Source organism: Paraburkholderia aromaticivorans (genome assembly GCF_012689525.1).
In the GTDB taxonomy this organism is placed as follows: domain Bacteria; phylum Pseudomonadota; class Gammaproteobacteria; order Burkholderiales; family Burkholderiaceae; genus Paraburkholderia; species Paraburkholderia aromaticivorans_A.
This window is the reverse complement of record NZ_CP051515.1, coordinates 3,396,093-3,416,108: the sequence shown is the minus strand read 5'-3', so window position 1 is coordinate 3,416,108 and position 20,016 is coordinate 3,396,093. Positions and strand designations below refer to the sequence as shown.

The 20,016-nt window shown below is 63.4% G+C and carries 20 protein-coding genes; 6 read left to right on the top strand and 14 right to left on the bottom strand.

Annotated features, from left to right (window positions below):
• Nucleotides 1–133 precede the first annotated feature (133 nt).
• Nucleotides 134–970, top strand: coding sequence for a TOBE domain-containing protein (locus HF916_RS27100; protein WP_168791803.1), 837 nt, complete (start codon nt 134–136; stop codon nt 968–970).
• A gap of 99 nt (nt 971–1,069) precedes the next feature.
• Here HF916_RS27100 and HF916_RS27095 read toward each other — a convergent pair whose 3' ends face one another.
• From HF916_RS27095 to HF916_RS27080, 4 genes are all read right to left on the bottom strand, one after another.
• A complete protein-coding gene (locus tag HF916_RS27095) occupies nt 1,070–1,771 on the bottom strand; it encodes a sulfate/molybdate ABC transporter ATP-binding protein (RefSeq protein ID WP_168791802.1) in 702 nt (233 codons plus the stop codon).
• Nucleotide 1,772: 1 nt separating this feature from the next.
• Nucleotides 1,773–2,447: a molybdate ABC transporter permease subunit gene (gene modB / locus HF916_RS27090; RefSeq protein WP_168791801.1), complete on the bottom strand. Its 675-nt coding sequence runs from the start codon at nt 2,445–2,447 to the stop codon at nt 1,773–1,775.
• A gap of 23 nt (nt 2,448–2,470) precedes the next feature.
• The gene (gene modA, locus HF916_RS27085) at nt 2,471–3,244 is read right to left on the bottom strand and encodes a molybdate ABC transporter substrate-binding protein (RefSeq protein WP_168791800.1); all 774 of its coding nucleotides are present in this window, start codon (nt 3,242–3,244) and stop codon (nt 2,471–2,473) included.
• 135 nt (nt 3,245–3,379) lie between these two features.
• Nucleotides 3,380–4,081 (bottom strand): phosphatase PAP2 family protein, encoded by a 702-nt coding sequence (locus HF916_RS27080; RefSeq protein WP_168791799.1) that lies wholly within the window; start codon nt 4,079–4,081, stop codon nt 3,380–3,382.
• A gap of 410 nt (nt 4,082–4,491) precedes the next feature.
• On the opposite strand from HF916_RS27080, the gene HF916_RS27075 reads away from it, so the two are divergent.
• A complete protein-coding gene (locus tag HF916_RS27075) occupies nt 4,492–5,688 on the top strand; it encodes an extracellular catalytic domain type 1 short-chain-length polyhydroxyalkanoate depolymerase (protein WP_168791798.1) in 1,197 nt (398 codons plus the stop codon).
• Nucleotides 5,689–5,795: 107 nt separating this feature from the next.
• The gene (locus tag HF916_RS27070) at nt 5,796–5,972 is read left to right on the top strand and encodes a DUF3563 family protein (protein ID WP_168791797.1); all 177 of its coding nucleotides are present in this window, start codon (nt 5,796–5,798) and stop codon (nt 5,970–5,972) included.
• Between the two features lie 85 nt (nt 5,973–6,057).
• Here HF916_RS27070 and HF916_RS27065 read toward each other — a convergent pair whose 3' ends face one another.
• From HF916_RS27065 to HF916_RS27035, 7 genes are all read right to left on the bottom strand, one after another.
• Nucleotides 6,058–6,516 (bottom strand): TspO/MBR family protein, encoded by a 459-nt coding sequence (locus tag HF916_RS27065; protein ID WP_168791796.1) that lies wholly within the window; start codon nt 6,514–6,516, stop codon nt 6,058–6,060.
• Between the two features lie 54 nt (nt 6,517–6,570).
• The gene (locus tag HF916_RS27060) at nt 6,571–8,070 is read right to left on the bottom strand and encodes a cryptochrome/photolyase family protein (RefSeq protein WP_168791795.1); all 1,500 of its coding nucleotides are present in this window, start codon (nt 8,068–8,070) and stop codon (nt 6,571–6,573) included.
• 202 nt (nt 8,071–8,272) lie between these two features.
• Complete coding sequence (locus HF916_RS27055) at nt 8,273–8,692, bottom strand: organic hydroperoxide resistance protein (protein WP_106282649.1); 420 nt, start codon at nt 8,690–8,692, stop codon at nt 8,273–8,275.
• A 174-nt stretch (nt 8,693–8,866) separates the two neighbouring features.
• Nucleotides 8,867–9,319 carry a MarR family winged helix-turn-helix transcriptional regulator gene (locus tag HF916_RS27050; protein WP_168791794.1) on the bottom strand — a complete coding sequence of 151 codons (453 nt, stop codon included), beginning with the start codon at nt 9,317–9,319 and terminating at the stop codon, nt 8,867–8,869.
• A gap of 170 nt (nt 9,320–9,489) precedes the next feature.
• Nucleotides 9,490–10,296, bottom strand: coding sequence for a BPSS1780 family membrane protein (locus HF916_RS27045; RefSeq protein ID WP_168791793.1), 807 nt, complete (start codon nt 10,294–10,296; stop codon nt 9,490–9,492).
• Nucleotides 10,287–11,282: a homoserine kinase gene (locus HF916_RS27040; protein ID WP_168791792.1), complete on the bottom strand. Its 996-nt coding sequence runs from the start codon at nt 11,280–11,282 to the stop codon at nt 10,287–10,289. The genes HF916_RS27045 and HF916_RS27040 overlap by 10 nt, the downstream gene beginning before the upstream one ends.
• A 224-nt stretch (nt 11,283–11,506) precedes the next feature.
• Nucleotides 11,507–11,902, bottom strand: coding sequence for a hypothetical protein (locus HF916_RS27035; protein WP_168791791.1), 396 nt, complete (start codon nt 11,900–11,902; stop codon nt 11,507–11,509).
• Nucleotides 11,903–12,101: 199 nt separating this feature from the next.
• On the opposite strand from HF916_RS27035, the gene HF916_RS27030 reads away from it, so the two are divergent.
• Nucleotides 12,102–13,628 (top strand): AMP nucleosidase, encoded by a 1,527-nt coding sequence (locus HF916_RS27030; RefSeq protein WP_168791790.1) that lies wholly within the window; start codon nt 12,102–12,104, stop codon nt 13,626–13,628.
• A 64-nt stretch (nt 13,629–13,692) separates the two neighbouring features.
• On the opposite strand, the gene HF916_RS27025 is transcribed toward HF916_RS27030, so the two are convergent.
• The 3 genes from HF916_RS27025 to HF916_RS27015 all read right to left on the bottom strand — a co-directional run bounded on the left by HF916_RS27025 (nt 13,693) and on the right by HF916_RS27015 (nt 15,742).
• Entirely contained in the window at nt 13,693–14,217 is a 525-nt protein-coding gene (locus HF916_RS27025; RefSeq protein ID WP_168791789.1) for a chromate transporter, read from the bottom strand.
• Nucleotides 14,214–14,783 carry a chromate transporter gene (locus HF916_RS27020; RefSeq protein ID WP_168791788.1) on the bottom strand — a complete coding sequence of 190 codons (570 nt, stop codon included), beginning with the start codon at nt 14,781–14,783 and terminating at the stop codon, nt 14,214–14,216. The genes HF916_RS27025 and HF916_RS27020 overlap by 4 nt, the downstream gene beginning before the upstream one ends.
• Before the next feature lie 215 nt (nt 14,784–14,998).
• On the bottom strand, nt 14,999–15,742 hold the full coding sequence (locus tag HF916_RS27015; protein ID WP_106313288.1) for a TIGR00730 family Rossman fold protein: 744 nt from the start codon (nt 15,740–15,742) through the stop codon (nt 14,999–15,001).
• Between the two features lies 1 nt (nt 15,743).
• On the opposite strand from HF916_RS27015, the gene polA reads away from it, so the two are divergent.
• The gene (gene polA / locus HF916_RS27010) at nt 15,744–18,485 is read left to right on the top strand and encodes a DNA polymerase I (RefSeq protein ID WP_168791787.1); all 2,742 of its coding nucleotides are present in this window, start codon (nt 15,744–15,746) and stop codon (nt 18,483–18,485) included.
• Between the two features lie 165 nt (nt 18,486–18,650).
• Complete coding sequence (locus HF916_RS27005; RefSeq protein ID WP_168791786.1) at nt 18,651–20,000, top strand: NAD(P)/FAD-dependent oxidoreductase; 1,350 nt, start codon at nt 18,651–18,653, stop codon at nt 19,998–20,000.
• The last annotated feature ends 16 nt before the right edge of the window (nt 20,001–20,016 follow it).

The window sequence follows — 20,016 nt, the reverse complement described above, 5'->3', positions numbered from 1 at the left end:
TGTTCGAAGCGTCGAACCAAAAGTATCCCATCTATCCGTTTTTGAGGTCCGCCAGGCGAGCGGCCCGGTGGCGCGGGCCTGCGTCGCTATAATGGTTCGTCGTCCTTTCCTCGGTCACCGACCGCTCCTCGCCATGACTTCCGACCGCACCGATCCTTCCCGCGAAACGCTTGAACTCGGCGGCTCTGTCTGGTTTCAGGCGGGCGCGCAGACGCTCGGCGGCGCGTCGCGGATCGCGCTGCTCGCGGCGATCGGCGAGACCGGCTCGATCACCAGCGCGGCGAAAGCCGTCGGCATGAGCTACAAAGGCGCGTGGGATGCCGTCGATACGATGAACAACCTCGCCGGCGAGCCGCTCGTGGTGCGCCTGACCGGCGGCAAAGGCGGTGGCGGCACCACGCTGACGCCGCGCGCCGTCAAACTGATCGAGACGTTTCGCGCGGTGGAGCGCGAGCATCGACGCTTTCTCGAACGCGCGGGCGCGGCAATCGAAGGCTTCGCGACGGACTGGGATCTGATCGGCCGCATCGGCGTGAAGACGAGTGCGCGCAATCAACTCTACGGCACGGTGTCGGCGATCACTCGCGGCACCGTCAACGACGAAATCGCGCTAACACTGCCCGGCGGCCACGCGATCGTCTCGGTCATCACACATGAGAGCACCGAGACGCTGGGCCTTGTCGAGGGCGCGACGGCGTTCGCGTTGATCAAGGCGTCGTGGGTCGTGCTGCTCGTCGACAACGCAAGCGGCGCGCCGCTCAGACTCTCCGCGCGCAATCAGTTGCGTGGCACAGTGCAGAGCGTGAAGCGCGGTGCGGTCAATGCCGAGGTGTCGTTGGTGCTGGAGGGTGGCGCGGTGATCACCGCGGTCGTCACCAATGAAAGCGTCGACACGCTCGGCCTCGTGGAAGGCGGGAGCGCCGTCGCGGCGTTCAAGGCGTCAAGTGTGATACTTGGCGTGAAGGACTGAGCGGGCGACGGGTTCGCGCCCGGTTTGAAGGATTGGGCGCGGGAAGGGGGCTCGCTTCGCGTGAAGAGACCTGGCGTACGACGGGCTCGCTGTCGAGACTCAAGGCTCGCTGCGCACATAGCCCGCGAACGGATGATCCTCGCGCACGCAACCGTCGCTGACCTGCACGACCTGATCGCCGAAGGCGGCGACATCGTCGGGATCGTGCGTGATCAACACCATCGGAATATCGAGCCGCGTCTGCAGATCGGACAGCTCGCGGCGCATGCGCTGACGCAATGCGCTGTCGAGTGCCGAAAACGGTTCGTCCAGTAACAGCACCTGAGGTTGCGCGACGAGCGCTCGCGCCAGCGCCACGCGCTGCTTTTGTCCACCGGAAAGCTGCGCCGGATGATTGCCCGCCACGCTGTTCAATTCCAGCGCATCGAGCCAGTAATCGATCTGCGGATGCGTGATGCGCTTGCGCGGATTGAGCCAGCCCTGCTGCAAGCCGAAGCCGATGTTCTGCCGCACATTCAGGTGCGGAAATAGCGCGTAGTCCTGAAACAGATAGGCGAGCTTGCGCGCTTGCGGTTTCAGATCGACGCCGCGCGCGCTGTCGAACAGCGCGTTGCCATGCAGCGTGATCGAGCCTTCGTCGGGACGCAGCAGGCCAGCGATAGCCTGCAAGGTCACACTCTTGCCCGCGCCGGACGGTCCGAACAGTACGACGCGTTGCGAGGTGGCCTTGAAGGCGACGTCGAGCGTAAAGCGGCGCTCGGCGCTCTGGAAGGTCTTGCGGATGTCGACGGCGAGCAGCATATCAACCCGACTTCAACAGGGCGTGCTGCGGCACGAGACGCCCCGCGAGCAACAGGATCACGACGCACGTCACCGAAGTCACGAGCACGAGGAAATTCGCGGTGCTGTCGTCGCCGGCTTGCACGGCTGAGTAAACCGCCACTGAGAGCGTTTGCGTGCGTCCCGGCAGATTGCCCGCGATCATCAGCGTCGCGCCAAATTCGCCGAGCGCCCGCGCGAACGCCAGCAGGCCGCCGGCGAGAATGCCGCGCGCGGCGAGCGGCAGCGTCACGCGAAAGAACACGGCCGTTTCGCTGACGCCGAGCGTGCGCGCGGCCCGCTCGAGTTGCGGATCGACGGCCTCGAAAGCGGCGCGCGCCGATTTCAGCACGAGTGGAAAGGCCACGACCGTCGACGCGATCACCGCACCCTGCCAGGTGAACACCAACTGGATATCGAAGCGGTCGAGCCAGCCGCCGATCACGCCGCGCCGTCCGAGCAGGACGAGCAGGTAATAGCCGAGCACGGTGGGCGGCATGACGAGCGGCAGCATCAGCAGGGAATCGATCACGTCGCGCGCGCCGGAGCGCCAGCGCGACAAACCGAAGCCCGCAGCGACGCCGAATACCAGATTCAGCGCGGTGGCCCAGCCCGCCACTTTCAACGACAGCAGGAGCGGAATCCAGGCCTGTTGCATGAGCGTGCGTCGTCCCGGTGAGGTTAGTGCGCGGGCCTGAAGCCGTACTTGGCGAGCACGGCCTGGCCGGCCGGCGACAGCACGAAGTTCATGAAGGCTTGCGCGTCCGCGGCATGGCGGCTGCCTTCGACTTGCGCGATCGGATAGGTGATCGGCATTTGCGTCGGCACGTTCAGCGCGACCTTGACCTTGTCCGGCATGACGGCGGCGTCGGTGCTGAAGACGAAGCCGGCGTCCACTTCGCCGCGCGACACATAGTCGAGGCTCTGACGCACGTTCGACGCCAGCACGGCCTTCGCGCTCACGGCGTCCCACACGCCCGCGGCCTGCAGTGCGCCCTGGGTGTAACGGCCGACCGGCACGGACGCGGGATCGCCGTACGCGACGCGCTTCACGCTTGCCGACGTCAGATCGTTCAGACCGGTCGGCGCGAAATGGCTGTCGGTCGGCACGATCAGCACCAGCGAATTGGCGGCGAAGTCCTTACGCGTGGCCGGCACGATCACTTTTTCGGCGGCGGCCTTGTCCATGGCTTTTTGATCCGCGGACGCGAACACGTCGGCGGGCGCGCCCTTGACGATTTGCTGCATCAGCACGTCGGAGGCGCCGAAGTTCAGCAGCACCTTGGTGCCCGGATGCTGCTGCTCGAACACTTCGCTGACCGCCTTGAACGCGTTGGTCAGGCTGGCGGCGGCCGAGACCACCAGTTCGTCGGCGCGCGCATTGGCGCTGATGGCGACGGAGGCGGCGCTGGCGACGAACAGCGCTTGCGTCAGAAGACGGCGGGAGAGTGTCATGAAGGCGTGGAAGTCCGGCGTGAACCGGATCGGCGGGTTAAAACGCTATCGTAATATACGAAAGGTTATAACGGTGGCCTATGACAATTATTCAGCGGTACGCATGAAGCGGTATGTCAAACAACGGGAGATGATTCAGACGTCGGACGAATGCGGCGGCGCCAGCGTGTTGAGCGTTTGCGACAGCGGCGCCGTGGCCGGACGGACATCGCGCACCGCCTTCCACTTCGCGCGAATGAACGGCCTGTCGTGGCCGGACACTTTCAGCGCGATATGCGTGACCCAGCGCTGCGTCGGCACGTGCACGCCGTGCACCAGCACCGCGAGGACCATCATGCTGACGGCGACGGGCAGCGCTGACAACCGGCCCGGCTCCGCATGCCACGCGAGACGGACGAACACCAGTGCCGCCAGGGCGCCGGTCAGACAGCCGGTAATCGCTTCAGAAGGCGAATGAGCGCTCAACACGACGCGGGACAAACCCACCGCGATCCCCGCGGCAAGGCCGAGCAGAACGCCGGCCAGCCGGATGGCCGGCCGCGCCGGCAAGAGCATCAGGAACAGCACGACCGGATAGACCGCGGTGGACAGCATGGCATGGCCGCTGACGCCGGTGAAGTCCAACTCGCGCACACCGACACCCCAGCCAAGGAACGCCAGCTTCGTCACCGTCACGATGCCGATGGCCGCGCCGAGCAGCAGTAGCCAGCCCGCCGCCATGCGCCACGTGTAGCCGACCGCCAGCCATAGCGCGATGGCGAACGCGAGCGGCAGCGTCATGCCCGCGCTGCCGAGGCTGGTGATCGAATACCAAAGGTGGGCAGGTAGATCTGGCATGGCAAAAAGCGCGACCAGGGCCGCGTAGAATCCGGTTGGTGGTGAGTTAACGCACGAGCGGCGCAATTCGCCGACTCGGCCGGCGTGGCATGGTCCGTGCGGCAAAGAATTAACCGCCAGTATAGACGGGTGCTGCGGGGCGGTCGCGCCGCGCGCGAGACTTTTTGCCGCTGGACGTTGGCTCGCGAACAAGCGGCAAAGATTCGACCGACACCCGGCAAACAAGCGACGGACGAGCCTTGCCGGGGTTTGACGCTGGCCTTGAGACAAGGTTCGCCGAGAGGAAATTTCGGGCCCGGATAGCAGTCCGGGGTTCCAGCATCTCATGAGGATTGGTGTTATTGTGCATTGCACAACAAAGCACCGTTCTACCGGACGGACCCTGCCCCTTTTTGCGAGGTTTTCCGCCAATGGCAAAAAGTCTATCGAAAATCTGGCTGCGCGGTTTGAAGCGCCTGCTCGCGATTCAGACCGAGCACGCTCGCAAGACCACCAAGCGCACCACGACGCGACCGGCCCGGCCCGCCACCAGTAAGCCGTCCACCAAAGTTCGCCCAATCAAGCCGGCAGCGGCCGTGCGCGCGCCCGTCAAACGCGAGGTGCCGCGCGCCACTGCTCGCGAATCACGGGTGCGCCCGCGGGCGTCGGCATGGGCGAGTGGCTCGTGGACGCGCTCGTTCCACTCGGCGCCTGCCGCGCCCGGCCGGCTCGTCAATCACCTTCAGTACGGCTTGTATGTCCCGACGGGCCATGCGCTCGAAGCCATGCCGCTGGTGGTGATGCTGCACGGCTGCACACAGTCGATCGATGAATTCGCCGAAGGCACGCGGATGAACGTGCTCGCCGACCGCTTCGGCTTTGCCGTGGTTTATCCGGAACAGTCGAAGCACGTGCATTCGCACCGCTGCTGGCATTGGTATGACGCCGGCGAAAGCGCCGGCGGCGCCGAAGCGCGCGCGGTGGTCTCGCTGGTGGATGCGCTGGTCGCGCAGCATGGCTTCGACAGCGAGCGCGTGTATGTTGCCGGAATTTCCGCTGGTGCCGGCCTGACGGCGCTGCTCGCCCTCAACCATCCGGAGCATTTCGCGGCGGTCGCGCTGCACTCCGGCCCTGCTTTTGGCGAGGCGCGTTCCGGCATTATGGCGATGGATGTGATGCGGCGCGGTGCGCGCCGCGAACCGGCCGAACTGGTCGACGAAACCGCCGACGTGGCGCGTTACCCCGGCATGCCGGCCATCATCATCCACGGCGACGCCGACCATGTGGTTTCGCCGGTCAATGCCGACCAGTTGGCGGTGCAGTTTCTCCGCCTGAACCGCATCGTCGACCAGAACGGCGCGCGCAAGTCCGGCGAAGTCCGCGAGGACCGCAAGGGCGGCGTGATCATGCGCGACTATCTGCGCGGCGGCCGGCGTGTGGTGCGGCTGTGCCGCGTGCAAGGACTCGCCCATGCGTGGAGCGGCGGCGACGACGCCGTGCCGTTTCATTCCGCCAAAGGTCCCGACGCAAGCGCCATGGTGTGGGAATTCTTCAAGCACCAGCGCCGCACGGGCACCGGCCGTATCGCTGAAGCCGACGCCGCAGCGGCCTCGGCGGGTGCGCGTTGACCGTGAAGCAACACTTCGAAATGAGTGCTGGCATGTTCCTAGGGTTTTCCCTATAATACGGGTTATCCCTTAGGCGTTAACGCCTAAACTCATTGTCGAGGTTGACCATGTATCTGCTTAGCCGCCTGTTTCTGTTTCTGACCAAATCGCCCGATCAACTCGCGAAAGAACGCGCCGACGCTTTCCTCGCTGAAGCAACTGATCTGTACGATCTGGAATTCCGTATGCGCAAGCTGGACCGTGAGGCGAACGTTCGCCAACCGTCGTGGATGGCCCAGCACTAAGCTGCGTCAGTCAAAGCATCGGCGCGGATTGCAACGCCGGTGTTCGGGGTGAGGCGCCCAAGCTGTCGCAAGTTGTAACAAGCGCTCAGACAGCCGCATTCAATTGCCACAACGCGTGATTCAACACCGCGGCGAACGCCACCCAAGCCACATAGGGCATCAATAGTCCGCCTGCCCAGCGGTCTCGTCGCCAGAAAGCAAATGTCAGCGCGGCGATCAATATCAGCAGTACCAGAATATCGGCCAGCGCCACGTCCGGTCGATGCAGGCCGAAGAAGAGCCACATCCAGGCTGCGTTGAACAGCAATTGCACCAGCCATATAACGATCGCTGCGCTCAGGCCGTCGCGTTTCCACACGCGCCAGGCGGCAATCGCCATCAGCACATAAAGCGCCGACCACGCCGGCGGGAAAACCCAATCCGGCGGATTGAACGCGGGCTTTTGCAGCGCCACGTACCACGCGTCAGGCAGAAACCTGCTGCCGACGAACGCGGCTGCCAGCGTCAAAACAAGAAACACCACCAGCGACGGCAATCGGCGCATTTCCCAGTCTCCTTCAGACGTTCTGAATCCAAGCAGCGCAACGTAAGCGTGTGCTCACTTGCCGAAACGGGCCAGCGTGCGCGCCCGCGCTTCGGCATGGTCGACGATCGGCGCCGGATAGTCCTTGCCCAATACCACGCCGAATTCCGCGAGCCGCTGCGTGCCCGCCAGCCACGGCGCATGAATCCACTTCGACGGCAGCTTCGCGAGTTGGGGCAGATAACGCTTGATAAAGCGTCCTTCGGCGTCGAATTTTTCGGACTGCGTGATCGGATTGAAGATCCGGAAGTAAGGCTGCGCATCGCATCCTGTCGACGCCGCCCACTGCCAGCCGCCGTTATTCGCCGAGAAATCGAAGTCGTTCAACTTTTCGGCGAAGTACCTCTCGCCGAGCCGCCAGTCCACGCCCAGATCCTTCACCAGAAAGCTCGCTGTCACCATCCGCAAGCGGTTGTGCATATAGCCGGTGCGGTTCAGTTGCAGCATCGCCGCGTCGACGAGCGGGTAGCCGGTGCGGCCGTCGCACCATGCGGCGAACGCCTCGTCCGCTTCCGCGCCGCGCTCCCAGCGCAGCCGGTCGTACTCTTCCTTGAACGACGCGCCGCTCGCGAGCCGCGGATGATGCGCCAGGATCATGAAGTAGAAGTCTCGCCAGATCAGCTCCGACAGCCATGTCGCCGAACCTTCCCCGTCGGGTTGCAACGACATCTCGTGGGCGAGGCGCGCGAGCGTGCGGATCGAGACCGTGCCGAAACGCAGATGTATCGACAGATAGCTCGGACCCTTCGCGGCGGGAAAGTCGCGCCGGTCCTTGTAGCTGTCAATGCGCGTCGCGAAGTCGTCGAGCAGACGCTGCGCGCCGCTCATGCCGGGGGGCAACTCCAGTTCCGCGAGATTGCTCGGCGCGAAGCCGAGTTGGTCGAGCGTCGGTAAGCGGCGGTCCAGCTTCGGCGGCGGCGCGGCCAGATGCTTCGTGTAGGTTTCGACGGGATAGGGCTTCAGATCGAAGGCCGTCAGTTGCTTGAGCCAGGCGTTCTTGTACGGCGTGAATACCGTGAACGGTTTGTTCTGGCCGGTGAGCACCTCATCGCGCTCGAAAATCACCTGATCCTTGAACGTCAACCATTGGCGTCCGGCTTCAGTGAGCGTCTCGCGGACCGTCTCGTCGCGCTCGATGGCGATCGGTTCGTAGTCGTGATTCGCAAAAACCGCGTCCACGCCGAGTTCGTCGGCGAGCTTCGGCACCAGGTCGGCGGGTTCGCCATACAGCACGATCAGGCCGCCGCCATTGGCGCGCAACGCTTCGTCCAGTTCGCCCAGCGCCCCAAGAATCAACTCGATCCTGCGATCCTGCGGCTGCGTATCTGGATGACGAACCTGCCATGCGTCGACCAGCGGCTGCAGGATCGTCGTGTCGAACACGAATACGCACCACACGCGCTCGCAATGCTTGAGCGCGTAGTAGAGCGCGGCGTTGTCCGTGCTGCGCAGGTCGCGGCGAAACCAGACCAGACCGGTGTCGAAGGAGTCATTCAGTTGTCGAACACGTGTCATCAGGAACGTGGATAGTTGAATTAAGGCGAATGGCTGCGCTATCGCCGGCGCCGGCACGGACCTGCGTCGCACATTGCATGCCGCGTCTGCAGACGGCACAGCGCCCGCCCCTATTGTGCAGGGTGCGGGCGCTGTCCGTGCCAAGCGGCGTGGTTTTCCGCGCCGCTCGAGCGATTCTCTAGCGATGCATCGAATCCGTCGCTCAGGCGATTTGCAAGCGGACGTCGACGTTGTTGCGGGTAGCGTTCGAGTACGGGCAGACCTGATGCGCCGCGTCGACCAGTTCCTTCGCCGCGCCGGCGTCCAGACCCGGCAGCGAGACGCGCAGATCGATGTCGAGTGCGAAGCCGCCCTTGTCGTTCGGACCGATCCCGACTTCCGCCGTGACTTGCGTGTCCGCCGGCAACGTCTGCTTCTTCTGGCCGGCGACAAACTTCATGGCGCTCAGGAAACACGCCGAGTAGCCTGCTGCAAAGAGTTGTTCCGGATTCGTGCCCGCTGCGCCGGTGCCGCCCAGTTCACGCGGTGCTGCCAGCTTAACGTCCAACGCATTGTCCGACGACACTGCACGGCCGTCGCGGCCACCGGTGCTCGTTGCGCTTGCTTTGTAGAGGATGTTCATGGTGTTGCTCCTTTGTCTGGGTTGTCAGGATCTGCAAATTTGCCGCTCTTTGCTGGGCCCGCCGTTCTGGCGGAGCGCTGTCGCTGCGGCATGTGAGTAAGATAGTACACAAATCATTTGTGTGCAAATGAATTTTCACATCGTGGCGATAGCGCGCGTTTTGCAACGAACCGGCTAGTGGTCCATGTAATCGTTGAGGGTGCCGCGCAGGCGAGTCAGGTCGTCGCGCAAACGCAGCAGAAATTCGGGTGTCTGCTGGGTCGCGCACAAGATTTCCGCCGGCACTTCGCGCGCCTGGCGCTTGAGTGCCGAGCCGGCTTTGGTGAGCCGGATATACACGAGACGCTCATCCTCGACGCCGCGTACCCGCTCCAGCAGTCCTTGAGTTTCGAGGCGCTTGAGCAGCGGCGTGACCGTCGCCGAATCGAGGTTCAGGCGCGCGGCCATGTCCTTGACCGTGACGTCGTCGCTCTCCCACAGCACCAGCATAGCCAGATATTGCGGATACGTCAGGCCCAGCTTGTCCAGCAGCGGCTTGTACGCCTTGGTCATGGCAAGCGAGGTCGAGTAGAGGGCGAAGCAGAGTTGCTCGTCGAGCGTGAAGGGCAAAGCGGGGCGCTGGGTCATGGTGCATCTCGTATAAAAAGAGCGTGCAAATGGATTGCGCGCAAACCATTGTGCCGCAAATCGGCGCAGGTTGACGAGTGCAGTTGGAAATTCAGGAAAAGGCGAAGGCAGGCGCCGTCGCGAGGGCGGCGCGGCACGGGCGCCAGAACAGCGCCCGCGCCTGAACGGAATCAAGCCGCCGGCGTGGTCGGCAAGTCCGGCGTTTCGGGCGATTGCACGCCGAAGCAGCCGCGATAGGTCGCGTAGAACGAGCAGTACAGCATGGTCGTAACGATCATCGTGGCGGGCATCAGAATCGCGAACGCGAAGTCGCCCGCGCCCAGCGCCTGCATCAGCGCCGATAAGCCGAGCGACACCGTCATCGCCACCGCGAACCAAAGCGCGCCGAACACGATGAACGCGCCGCGGTTGCGCCAGCAACTGACGAGGCTGAAGAACATCGCCTTGACGGGCGGCACGTCATGCCACGCGGCAAGAATCGGCGAGAACCAGAAAATCATCGCCACCGGAATGTAGACCACGAAAGCCGTGATCACCGCCAGCGGGATATTGCTGTTGGCGATCGCGTCCTGATCCATCGTGGCGGCGCCGAGCATGACCTTCAGCAGCATGCCGCCGTCGGCGAGCGCTGAAGCGGCCAGCACCAATGCCATCGCGATGACGTAGAGCACGCCGAGCACCAGCAGCCGTTTGGCGACCACCGTGCCATACGAGTGAAAACCGTCCACCAGAATGGTCGGGAACACCGGTTTGCCGGCGATCGTGTTGCGGCATGCCGCCATGAAGCCGACCGCGACGCCCGGAATGAAGGCCAGCGGCAACACGCCGCCGACCACCGGAATTTGCGCCACGAGCGTCATCACCAGCAGATAGGTGAAGAACAGCGTCAGGAACGCGAGCGGGTTCTTGCGGAACAGCCAGATACCCTGCCGGAACCACACATAGCCGGCTTTCGCGGGGACTTCGATCAGTTGCATGAGGTATGAATGCCTGGAAGTGCAACGCCGGTTAGGCGTTCGCGCAGAATGCGCTCGAAATGGCCGGGATCGTGCGGTTTGAGCAGTTCGGCCGCGCGCGGCAAATAAAAATCATACAGGCGCGAGACCCAGAAGCGGTACGCGCCCGCTCGCAGCATATCGCCCCAATGGCGGTTTTCTTCGGCGGTGAAGGGACGCACGGTCTGGTAGGCACGCAGCATGGCTTCGGTGCGCGCATCGTCGAGCTTGCCGGTGGCGAGGTCGACGCACCAGTCGTTGACCGTCACCGCCACGTCGAACAGCCACTTGTCGCAGCCGGCGAAATAGAAGTCGAAGAAGCCGCCCAGGCGCACTTCGTGGCCCGTCTCCGGCGCGGCGTGCGCGAACATGGCGTTGTCGCGGAACAGATCTGCGTGGCACGGGCCTTCGGGCAGCGCGGCGTAATCGGCCGAGGCGAAGAAGGCTTCCTGATGCGCCAGTTCGGACGACAGCAGGTCGCGTTGCTCGCCTTCCAGAAACGGCAGGATGGTCGGCACGGTTTCCTGCCACCACGGCAGGCTGCGCAGATTCGGCTGATAGCCCGTGTAGTCGCGTCCTGCCAGGTGCAGGCGCGCCAGCATTTGCCCGACCTCGATGCAGTGCTCGACGCCCGGCGCCAGCTCCGGCGCGCCCTCGAGCTTGGTCACGATGGCGGCTGGCTTGCCATGCAAGGTGCCGAACAGCGCGCCGTCTTCGCGCGGCATGGGGTCCGGCACCGGCACGCGATGCGCGGCCAGATGCCGCATGAGGTCGAGATAGAACGGCAGTTGTTTGGCCGTCAGCTTTTCGAAAATCGTGAGGACGTATTCGCCGCGCGTCGTCGTCAGAAAGAAGTTGCTGTTCTCAATACCGGAGGAAATGCCGCGAAATTCGACGACGTCGCCGAGATCGTAATGGCTCATCCATTCTGCAAGTTGGGGTTCGGTGACAGCGGTGAAGACAGCCATGCGGGAAACGTCAGATCAGGTTGGTCGGGCTGGCGCAGTGCGGCCAGTGCGATGTGCGGCAAATGCGGTATCGAGAAAGCGTTCTTGCGGCGCCGTCAAGCGCGGCGGTATTTCAACGCCTTACCGCCAGGGTGACCGGCCAGGCAGGCCGAGGCTCGGGACGGCGCCTTGCGGGCGCGTGCATCCGGGCGGCGGCCCACACCGGGGCGCCGCCCCGGCATGCATCAATAGGTCAGGTTCACCGACGGCAAACGCGTGCTTGCCCGGCCGTTGTCACGCACGGTGGGCGACGTGTCGAGCGGCGCGCTCATTTGATAGCGCGTGCCGAGGTTCGAATGCACGTTGATTTCGACGGGCTTGCCTTTGTCGCGGTATTCGGTGATTTCGGTGCCGTTGGCGCTGCGTTCGTAGAAGCTCGGCGTGCGCGGGACGTTGATTTCGACCTTCGAGCTGACCTCGGCGGCCGGACGATTGATCTTCTCCAGGTCGGGCAGACCGGCCCGTTCGTTGGCGGACTGGGGCGCGCCGGGAGCAGGTGTATCGTCGACAGGCTGGGCAGCCATCGCGGCGTTGCCAAAGGCGAAGGCCAGTGCAACGGCGACGGGAAGGAGCGGCTTCATGGTGATTCTCCAATATGGTGCCCCGATTCTAGCAAATCCCACCTGGTCCTCGGGCGCGACCGCCTTATTTTGCGCCGCTTTCGCGCGGCGTGCGCGCAAACTTGCGAGCGGTGTGGCGGCGTGTGTTGCAGCGCCGCCAGGTCATTTGGCGACCGCGGGTTCCGTGGTAATGTGGCCTCATCCATCGAGGCGAATGAAGATGAACAACGATACCAATCAACGCGCGGTGCAGACTCCCGCCAACAGCTTCCCAACCGAATCCTTCGACGACGCTACCGAGGCCGTCACCCGCCTCTCGGCGATCTACGAAGCGAACACTTCGTTTTTGCGCGACGCCTTCGCGCGCTATCGCCGCAACGAATTGTTCCAACGCCGGGTACGCGCCTGCTATCCGTTCGTGCGAGTGTGCACCGAGGTCAACACGCATATCGACTCGCGCCGTTCGTATGGTTTCGTCGCGGGTCCGGGCGTGTTCGAGACGACCGTCACGCGGCCCGATCTGTTCGGCAACTACTATCGCGAGCAATTGCGCTTGCTGGCGAAGAATCATCACGTGCAGATCGAAGTCGGCGTGTCCGACCAGCCGATTCCAATTCATTTCGCTTTCGCCGAGGGCATCCACCTCGAAGGCGACCTGGATCGCGAGCGCCTGTTCCTGATGCGCGACGTGTTCGATACGCCGGACCTGGCGCTGCTCGACGATCGCATCGTCAACGGCACGTACGAACCGCCGCCGGGCGAGCCGCATCCGCTTGCGTTGTTCACGGCGGCGCGGGTCGATTTCTCGCTGCATCGGCTGAAGCACTATACGGCGACCTCGCCCACGCATTGCCAGAACTACGTGCTGTACACGAACTACCAGTTCTATATCGACGAGTTCGTCAAACTCGGCCGCACGATGATGGCCCATACCGACGAAGAAGAACAGCGCGCCTATCGCAGCGAATACACGTCGTTCGTCGAGCCCGGCGACGTGGTCACGTACAACGCGAATCTCGGCGAACAGGAGCAGGAAGGCACGGCGCCGCCGCGTCTGCCGCAGATGCCCGCGTATCACCTGAAGCGCGCGGACGGCAGCGGCATCACGATGGTCAACATCGGCGTCGGGCCGTCGAACGCGAAGACCATTACCGATCACATCGCCGTGCTGCGCCCGCATGCGTGGATCATGCTCGGCCACTGCGCGGGCCTGCGCAATACGCAGCGTCTCGGCGACTATGTGCTGGCGCACGGCTATGTGCGCGAGGATCACGTGCTCGACGACGACCTGCCGCTGTGGGTGCCGATTCCGGCGCTCGCCGAAGTGCAGGTCGCGCTGGAGCGCGCGGTCGCGCAGGTCACGCAGCTTGACGGCGTCGAACTGAAGCGCGTGATGCGTACGGGCACGGTGGCGAGTGTGGACAACCGCAACTGGGAGTTGCGCGATCATCGCGAGCCGGTGCAGCGGCTCTCGCAAAGCCGTGCGGTTGCGCTCGACATGGAAAGCGCGACCATCGCCGCGAACGGCTTCCGTTTCCGCGTGCCTTACGGCACCTTGCTGTGCGTGTCGGACAAGCCCTTGCACGGCGAATTGAAGTTGCCCGGCATGGCGGATCAGTTCTATCGCGCGCAGGTCGATCAGCATCTGCAGATCGGCGTGAAGGCGATGGAACTATTGCGGATGAATGGGCTGCATCGTTTGCATAGCCGCAAACTGCGCAGCTTCGCGGAAGTCGCGTTTCAGTAAGCGCGTTTTTGGCAGGCAAGGGCGAGCGCTGCTTCGGCTCGCTCCTGCTCGATCAAAGTCAACGCTACCCGAGACTGATCAGCCCGATCAAACTGCCGGCCGCCAGAAGCCAAAGCGGATGGATGCGCGTCTTCATTGCCATGACAGCGGTGAAAGAGGTGATCGCCCACGTGATTGCCGTCGAGTTCGAGGCTTCGGCAATCAGCGCCGCGCTCGCGGCGATAATGCCGGCGGTTACGGGCACCAGTCCCAGCTGCGCGTAGCGTCGCCACGGGCGGTCCTTGAATCGCTCCCACGCATGCATCGCAAGTATCGTCACCAGCGACGAGGGCCCGAACTTCGCCACCGACGTCACCAGCATGCCCGCCCAACCGGCCACGTGCCAGCCGATCAGTGTGACGATCATCAGATTCGGCCCCGGCGCGGCTTGCGCAAGCGCGAACAGGGCGCTGAATTCGCTGGCCGGCATCCAGTGATGCACGTCCACCACCTGACGCTGCATCTCCGGAAGAATCGTATTGCCGCCGCCGAACGCGAGCAGCGAAAGCTGACTGAAAATAACGGCGAGGGCAATGAGCGTGTCGTTCATCGTGCGCTCCTCGACGCGATATAGATGCTGAGCGGCGTCAGCACCAGCATGGTGGGCAGAAGCGGCAGCCGCATCATCGCAATCGCGATGAAGCCGAGTGCCGCGATGAGCGCGGCCATTGGGCTATGCCGCAGCGGCAGCAGGATTTTCACGGCCATCGAGATCAACAGGCCGGCCGCGGCGGCGGCGAGACCGGCAAACAGACGACGAACGTGCGGGTCGTTTTGCGTGTGTTCGTACAGCACGCCGAGGCCGATCACCACTAGCGACGGTCCCGCGATCAGTCCGAGCAGGCCGGCCAGCGCGCCCGGCACGCCGCGAAAGCGCATGCCCATGGCCACCGAGAGGTTGATCACATTGCCGCCCGGTAAAAACTGGCAGAGGCCCAGCAAGTCGGTGAATTCGTCGGCGCTCAGCCAGCGGCGTTGTTCGACCAGTGCGCGCCGCGCCAGCGGCAGTGCGCCGCCGAAGGAGATCAGCCCGAGGCCGAGAAAGCCGCCGAAGATTTCCCGCAATGTGGGCGTAGGCGCCAGCGCGGGCTCGGAAGAGGTGAGATCGTGGTCCATGTCGGTTAGCTTCCGGTTCAAGCTCAGGAGGTTAGCGCCGAACCAGCGTCGAGGAAAACGCTTTTTTGAACGTCGCCCTTGTGATCTGGAGTCACATGCGCAAGGCGATCAAACCGATGAAACGCAAACGGGCAGCCTTGAGGCTGCCCGTTTGCGTCCGCGTGTTCGTCGCGTTGCGTTGCATTCACCTCGCGCAGGAGCGCGAAGCGGCAGCCTCACAGATAGAACATCCGGTCTTCGTCCGACTTGGTCGGTTGCGGCTCGGCTTCTTCGCGGTCTTCATAGAACTTGAGCACTGCTTCGAGCACCTGGTCCGGATCGTCGATGACCTGCATGAGGTCCATGTCGGTCGGATTGATCAGGCCCATGGGCGTGAGCGAGTTCTTGAACCACGCAAGCAGGCCTTCCCAGAACTCGGCACCCACCAGAATGATCGGCACGTGGCGCGACTTCTTGGTCTGAATCAGGGTGAGCACTTCGGCGAGTTCGTCCAGCGTGCCGAAGCCGCCGGGCATGACGATCACCGCGTCCGAGTTCTTCACGAACGTGACCTTGCGCGTGAAGAAATGGCGGAAGCGCAACGAGATGTCTTGCCACTGATTGCCCGACTGCTCGTGCGGCAATTCGATGTTCAGGCCGACCGAAGGCGCCTTGCCCGCATGCGCGCCCTTGTTGGCCGCTTCCATGATGCCCGGGCCGCCGCCCGAGATCACTGCGAAGCCGGCGTCCGAGAGCTTGCGCGCGATTTGCGTGGCAAGTTTGTAGTAGGGCGAGTTCGGTTTCAGGCGCGCTGAACCATAGATGCTGACAGCCGGACGAATCTCCGAGAGGTACTCGGTCGCCTCGATAAACTCTGCCATAATCGTGAACATCTGCCACGATGCGCGGGCCTTTTTGGCCGTTGCGCGCTCTTGATCTGCGAGTGATCGCAGACTCGGAATCACTTTTCTCTTAGTCATAATGCCTGAAGAACGAAGCCTTGAAGGTAAGACCCTGCTATTGGTCGACGGTTCGAGTTATCTGTACCGGGCCTACCATGCGATGCCGGATCTGCGGAGCCCCGACGGTGGTCCGACGGGCGCGCTCTACGGGATGATCAACATGCTGCGGCGCATGCGCAAGGAAGTCACAGCAGAGTATAGCGCGTGCGTGTTCGACGCCAAGGGCAAAACGTTTCGCGACGACTGGTATCCCGACTATAAGGCGAATCGCCCGTCGATGCCGGACGACCTCTCGCGCCAGATCGAGCCGATTCATGTGGCCGTGCGCGCGCTCGGCTGGCCCTTGCTGATGATAGAGGGCGTCGAGGCCGACGACGTGATCGGCACCCTCAGCACGGAAGCAGAAAAGCGTGGCATGAATGTGATCGTGTCGACGGGTGACAAGGATCTGGCGCAGCTTGTGTCGGATCATGTCACCCTCATCAATACGATGACTAACGAAACGCTCGACCGCGCCGGCGTGCTCGCCAAGTTCGGCGTGCCGCCGGAGCGCATTATCGACTACCTGTCGTTGATCGGCGATACCGTCGACAACGTGCCCGGCGTCGAGAAATGCGGGCCGAAAACAGCGATCAAATGGCTGACGCAATTCGATTCGCTAGATGGCATCGTCGCACATGCGGACGAAATCAAAGGTGCGGTAGGAGACAATCTACGCAGAGCGCTCGATTTTCTGCCAATGGCAAGGAAACTCGTCACCGTCGAGCGCAACTGCGACATGACCGACCATATCGTGTCGATCGAGGAAAACCTGCAAAGCCGGCCGGAATCGCGCGAGGAGTTGCGCGAGGTGTTCACGCGCCACGGCTTCAAGACGTGGCTGCGCGAAGTGGAAATCGCGGACGCCGTGGAAGGCCCGGAAACGGATGTGCCGCCGGCTTTGTCGGTGGATCACGAGCGGCACTACGACACCGTGCAGACGTGGGAACAATTCGACGCGTGGCTCGAAACGATCAATGCGGCCGAGTTGACCTCGTTCGATACGGAAACCACCTCGCTCGATCCCATGACCGCGCAGATCGTGGGGCTTTCGTTGTCGGTGGAAGCCGGCCGGGCGGCGTATGTGCCGCTCGCGCATCGCGGCCCGGACGCGCCCGTGCAATTGCCACGCGACGAAGTCCTCGCCAAGCTCAAGCCGTGGCTCGAAAGCGCCGAGCACAAGAAGGTCGGCCAGCATCTCAAGTACGACGAGCAGGTGCTGGCGAACTACGGCATTGAAATGCGCGGTGTCGAACACGACACGCTGCTGCAATCGTATGTGGTCGAATCGCATCGCACGCACGACATGGACAGCCTCGCGCTGCGCCATCTCGGCGTGAAGACGATCAAGTACGAAGAGGTCGCGGGCAAGGGCGCGGGGCAGATCGGCTTCGACGAAGTTGCGTTGGACAAGGCCGCCGAATATGCGGCGGAAGATGCCGACATCACCTTGCGGCTGCATCAGGCGCTTTACCCGCAAGTGACCGCCGAGAAGACGCTCGAATACGTCTATCGCGGCATCGAACTGCCGACCTCGCGCGTGCTGCGCAAGATGGAGCGCACCGGCGTGTTGATCGACGCTGAGAAACTGCGTCGGCAGAGCAGCGAAATCGCCACGCGTCTGATCCAGTTGGAAAGCGAAGCGTACGTGCTGGCCGGCGGCGAATTCAATCTCGGTTCGCCGAAGCAGATCGGGCAGATCTTCTTCGAGAAGCTGGAACTGCCGGTCATCAAGAAGACCCCGAGCGGCGCACCGTCCACCGACGAAGAAGTGCTGCAAAAGCTCGCCGAAGACTATCCGCTGCCGAAGATCCTGCTCGAACACCGTGGCTTGTCGAAGCTGAAGTCGACCTACACCGACAAGCTGCCGCGCATGGTCAACGCCACCACGGGCCGCGTGCATACGAACTATGCGCAGGCCGTGGCGGTCACGGGGCGTCTGGCGTCGAACGATCCGAACCTGCAGAACATTCCCGTGCGTACCGGTGAAGGCCGCCGTATTCGCGAAGCGTTTATTGCACCGCCCGGACACAAGCTGGTGTCGGCGGATTATTCGCAGATCGAATTGCGCATCATGGCGCACATTTCCGGCGACGAATCGTTGCTGCGCGCGTTCTCGCAGGGCGAAGACATTCACCGCGCCACGGCGGCGGAGATTTTCAGCGTGACGCCGCTCGAAGTCTCGAACGATCAACGCCGCGTGGCCAAGGTCATCAACTTTGGTCTGATCTACGGCATGAGTTCGTTTGGTCTCGCCGCGAACCTCGGCATCACGCGCGACGCAGCCAAGCTCTATATCGACCGCTATTTCGCGCGTTATCCGGGCGTGGCGCGTTATATGGACGAAACGCGTGTGAGCGCGAAGGCCAAGGGTTACGTCGAGACGGTGTTCGGCCGCCGCCTGTGGCTGCCGGAGATCAACGGCGGCAATGGCCCGCGTCGTCAAGCCGCCGAGCGCGCCGCGATCAACGCGCCGATGCAAGGCACGGCCGCCGATCTGATCAAGCTTTCGATGATCGCGGTGCAGGATTGGATCGAAGCGTCGAAGATCGGCACGCGCATGATCATGCAGGTGCACGACGAATTGATCCTCGAAGTCCCGGACGCGGAATTGTCCGACGTGCGCAAGCGCTTGCCCGAGTTGATGTGCGGTGTCGCCGACCTGAAAGTGCCGCTGGTCGCCGAAGTGGGCGCCGGTCTGAACTGGGAAGAAGCGCATTGACGTGCGTGTGACGGGACGCGATATCGTCGTGCGCATGTCACACATGCGTATTGATGGCTTGTGACAACCCGTGCTGCTCGCGGACAATCGCTGAAAGACGGCGCTTATGTGAAATCTAGTGGGCGCCGCACGACGCATAACCCATCGGCAAACACGGAGAGTTCCATGCATCGTTTTATCGTCGTTGGCGGAGGCGCGGGGGGGTTGGAGTTGGCGACGCGTTTGGGCGATCGCTATGCACCCCACAAGAACAAGGGCGGTGTGCAGGCGCAGGTCACGCTCGTGGACCGCAACCCCACGCACATCTGGAAGCCGCTTCTGCATGAAGTGGCGGCGGGCAGCATGGACCCGTTCACGCAGGAACTCGAATATGCGGCGCAAGCGCGCTGGCATGGCTTCGAATTTCAGCAGGGCGACCTGACGGGGCTGGACCGCGCGAACAAGCGCCTCACGCTCGGCACCGTGCTCGACGACGACGGCGCCGAATTGCTGCCCGTACGCGAACTCGAATACGACACGCTGATCATCGCGATCGGCAGCACGACCGCCTTCTTCGGCGTCAAAGGCGCGCCTGAATTTTCCCTCGCACTCGATACGGTCAGCCAGGCCGAGCGTTTTCGCAAGCGTCTGATCGCGGCGTGCATGCGCGCCGAGCATCAGGTGCATGAGCCCGTTGAAGCAGTGCCGGACGCTGGCGCGCCGGGCGAGCCGCGCATTCAGGTGGCGATTGTCGGCGGCGGCGCGACGGGCGTGGAACTGTCGGCGGAATTGCGCAACACGGCGCAAGTGCTTTCCGCCTACGGTCTGCACAAGCTCGATCCGCGGCATGACGTCGGCATCGTGCTGATCGAAGCCGGGCCGCGCATTCTGCCGGCTTTGCAGGAACGGGTTTCGACCGCCACGGCCGAGTTGCTCACCAAGCTCGGTGTGAAGCTGATGATCGGCGAAACCGTGGCCGAAGTCGCGCCCGGCATGATCCGCACCGCGAGCGGCAAAACCGTGCGCGCCGATTTGACGGTGTGGGCGGCCGGCATCAAGGCGCCGCCGATTCTGAGCGAGCTCGATGGCCTGCCGGTCAATCGGCTGGGCCAGCTCATCGTGCGCCGCACGCTGCAAACCGAAACCGACGATAACGTCTTTGCGCTCGGCGATTGCGCCGCCTGTCCGTGGCCGGGCAACGAGCGCAACGTGCCGCCGCGCGCGCAGGCTGCTCACCAGCAGGCGAGCTTCCTGATGAAGGCGCTGGCGGCGCGGCTCGAAAACAAGCCGCTGCCGGAGTTCACCTATCGCGACTTCGGGTCGCTGGTGTCGCTTGGGCATTTCAGCGCCGTCGGTAATCTGATGGGCGGGGTGATCGGCGGCAATATGCTGATCGAAGGGCTGTTCGCGCGCTTCATGTACATGTCGCTGTACCGGCTGCATATCGCCGCGCTGCACGGCTACGCGCGGATGGTGCTCGATACTTTCGCGCACTGGTTGCGCCGCACCACGCTACCGCGCGTCAAGCTGCACTGAGGCGCGCTGACGTGCG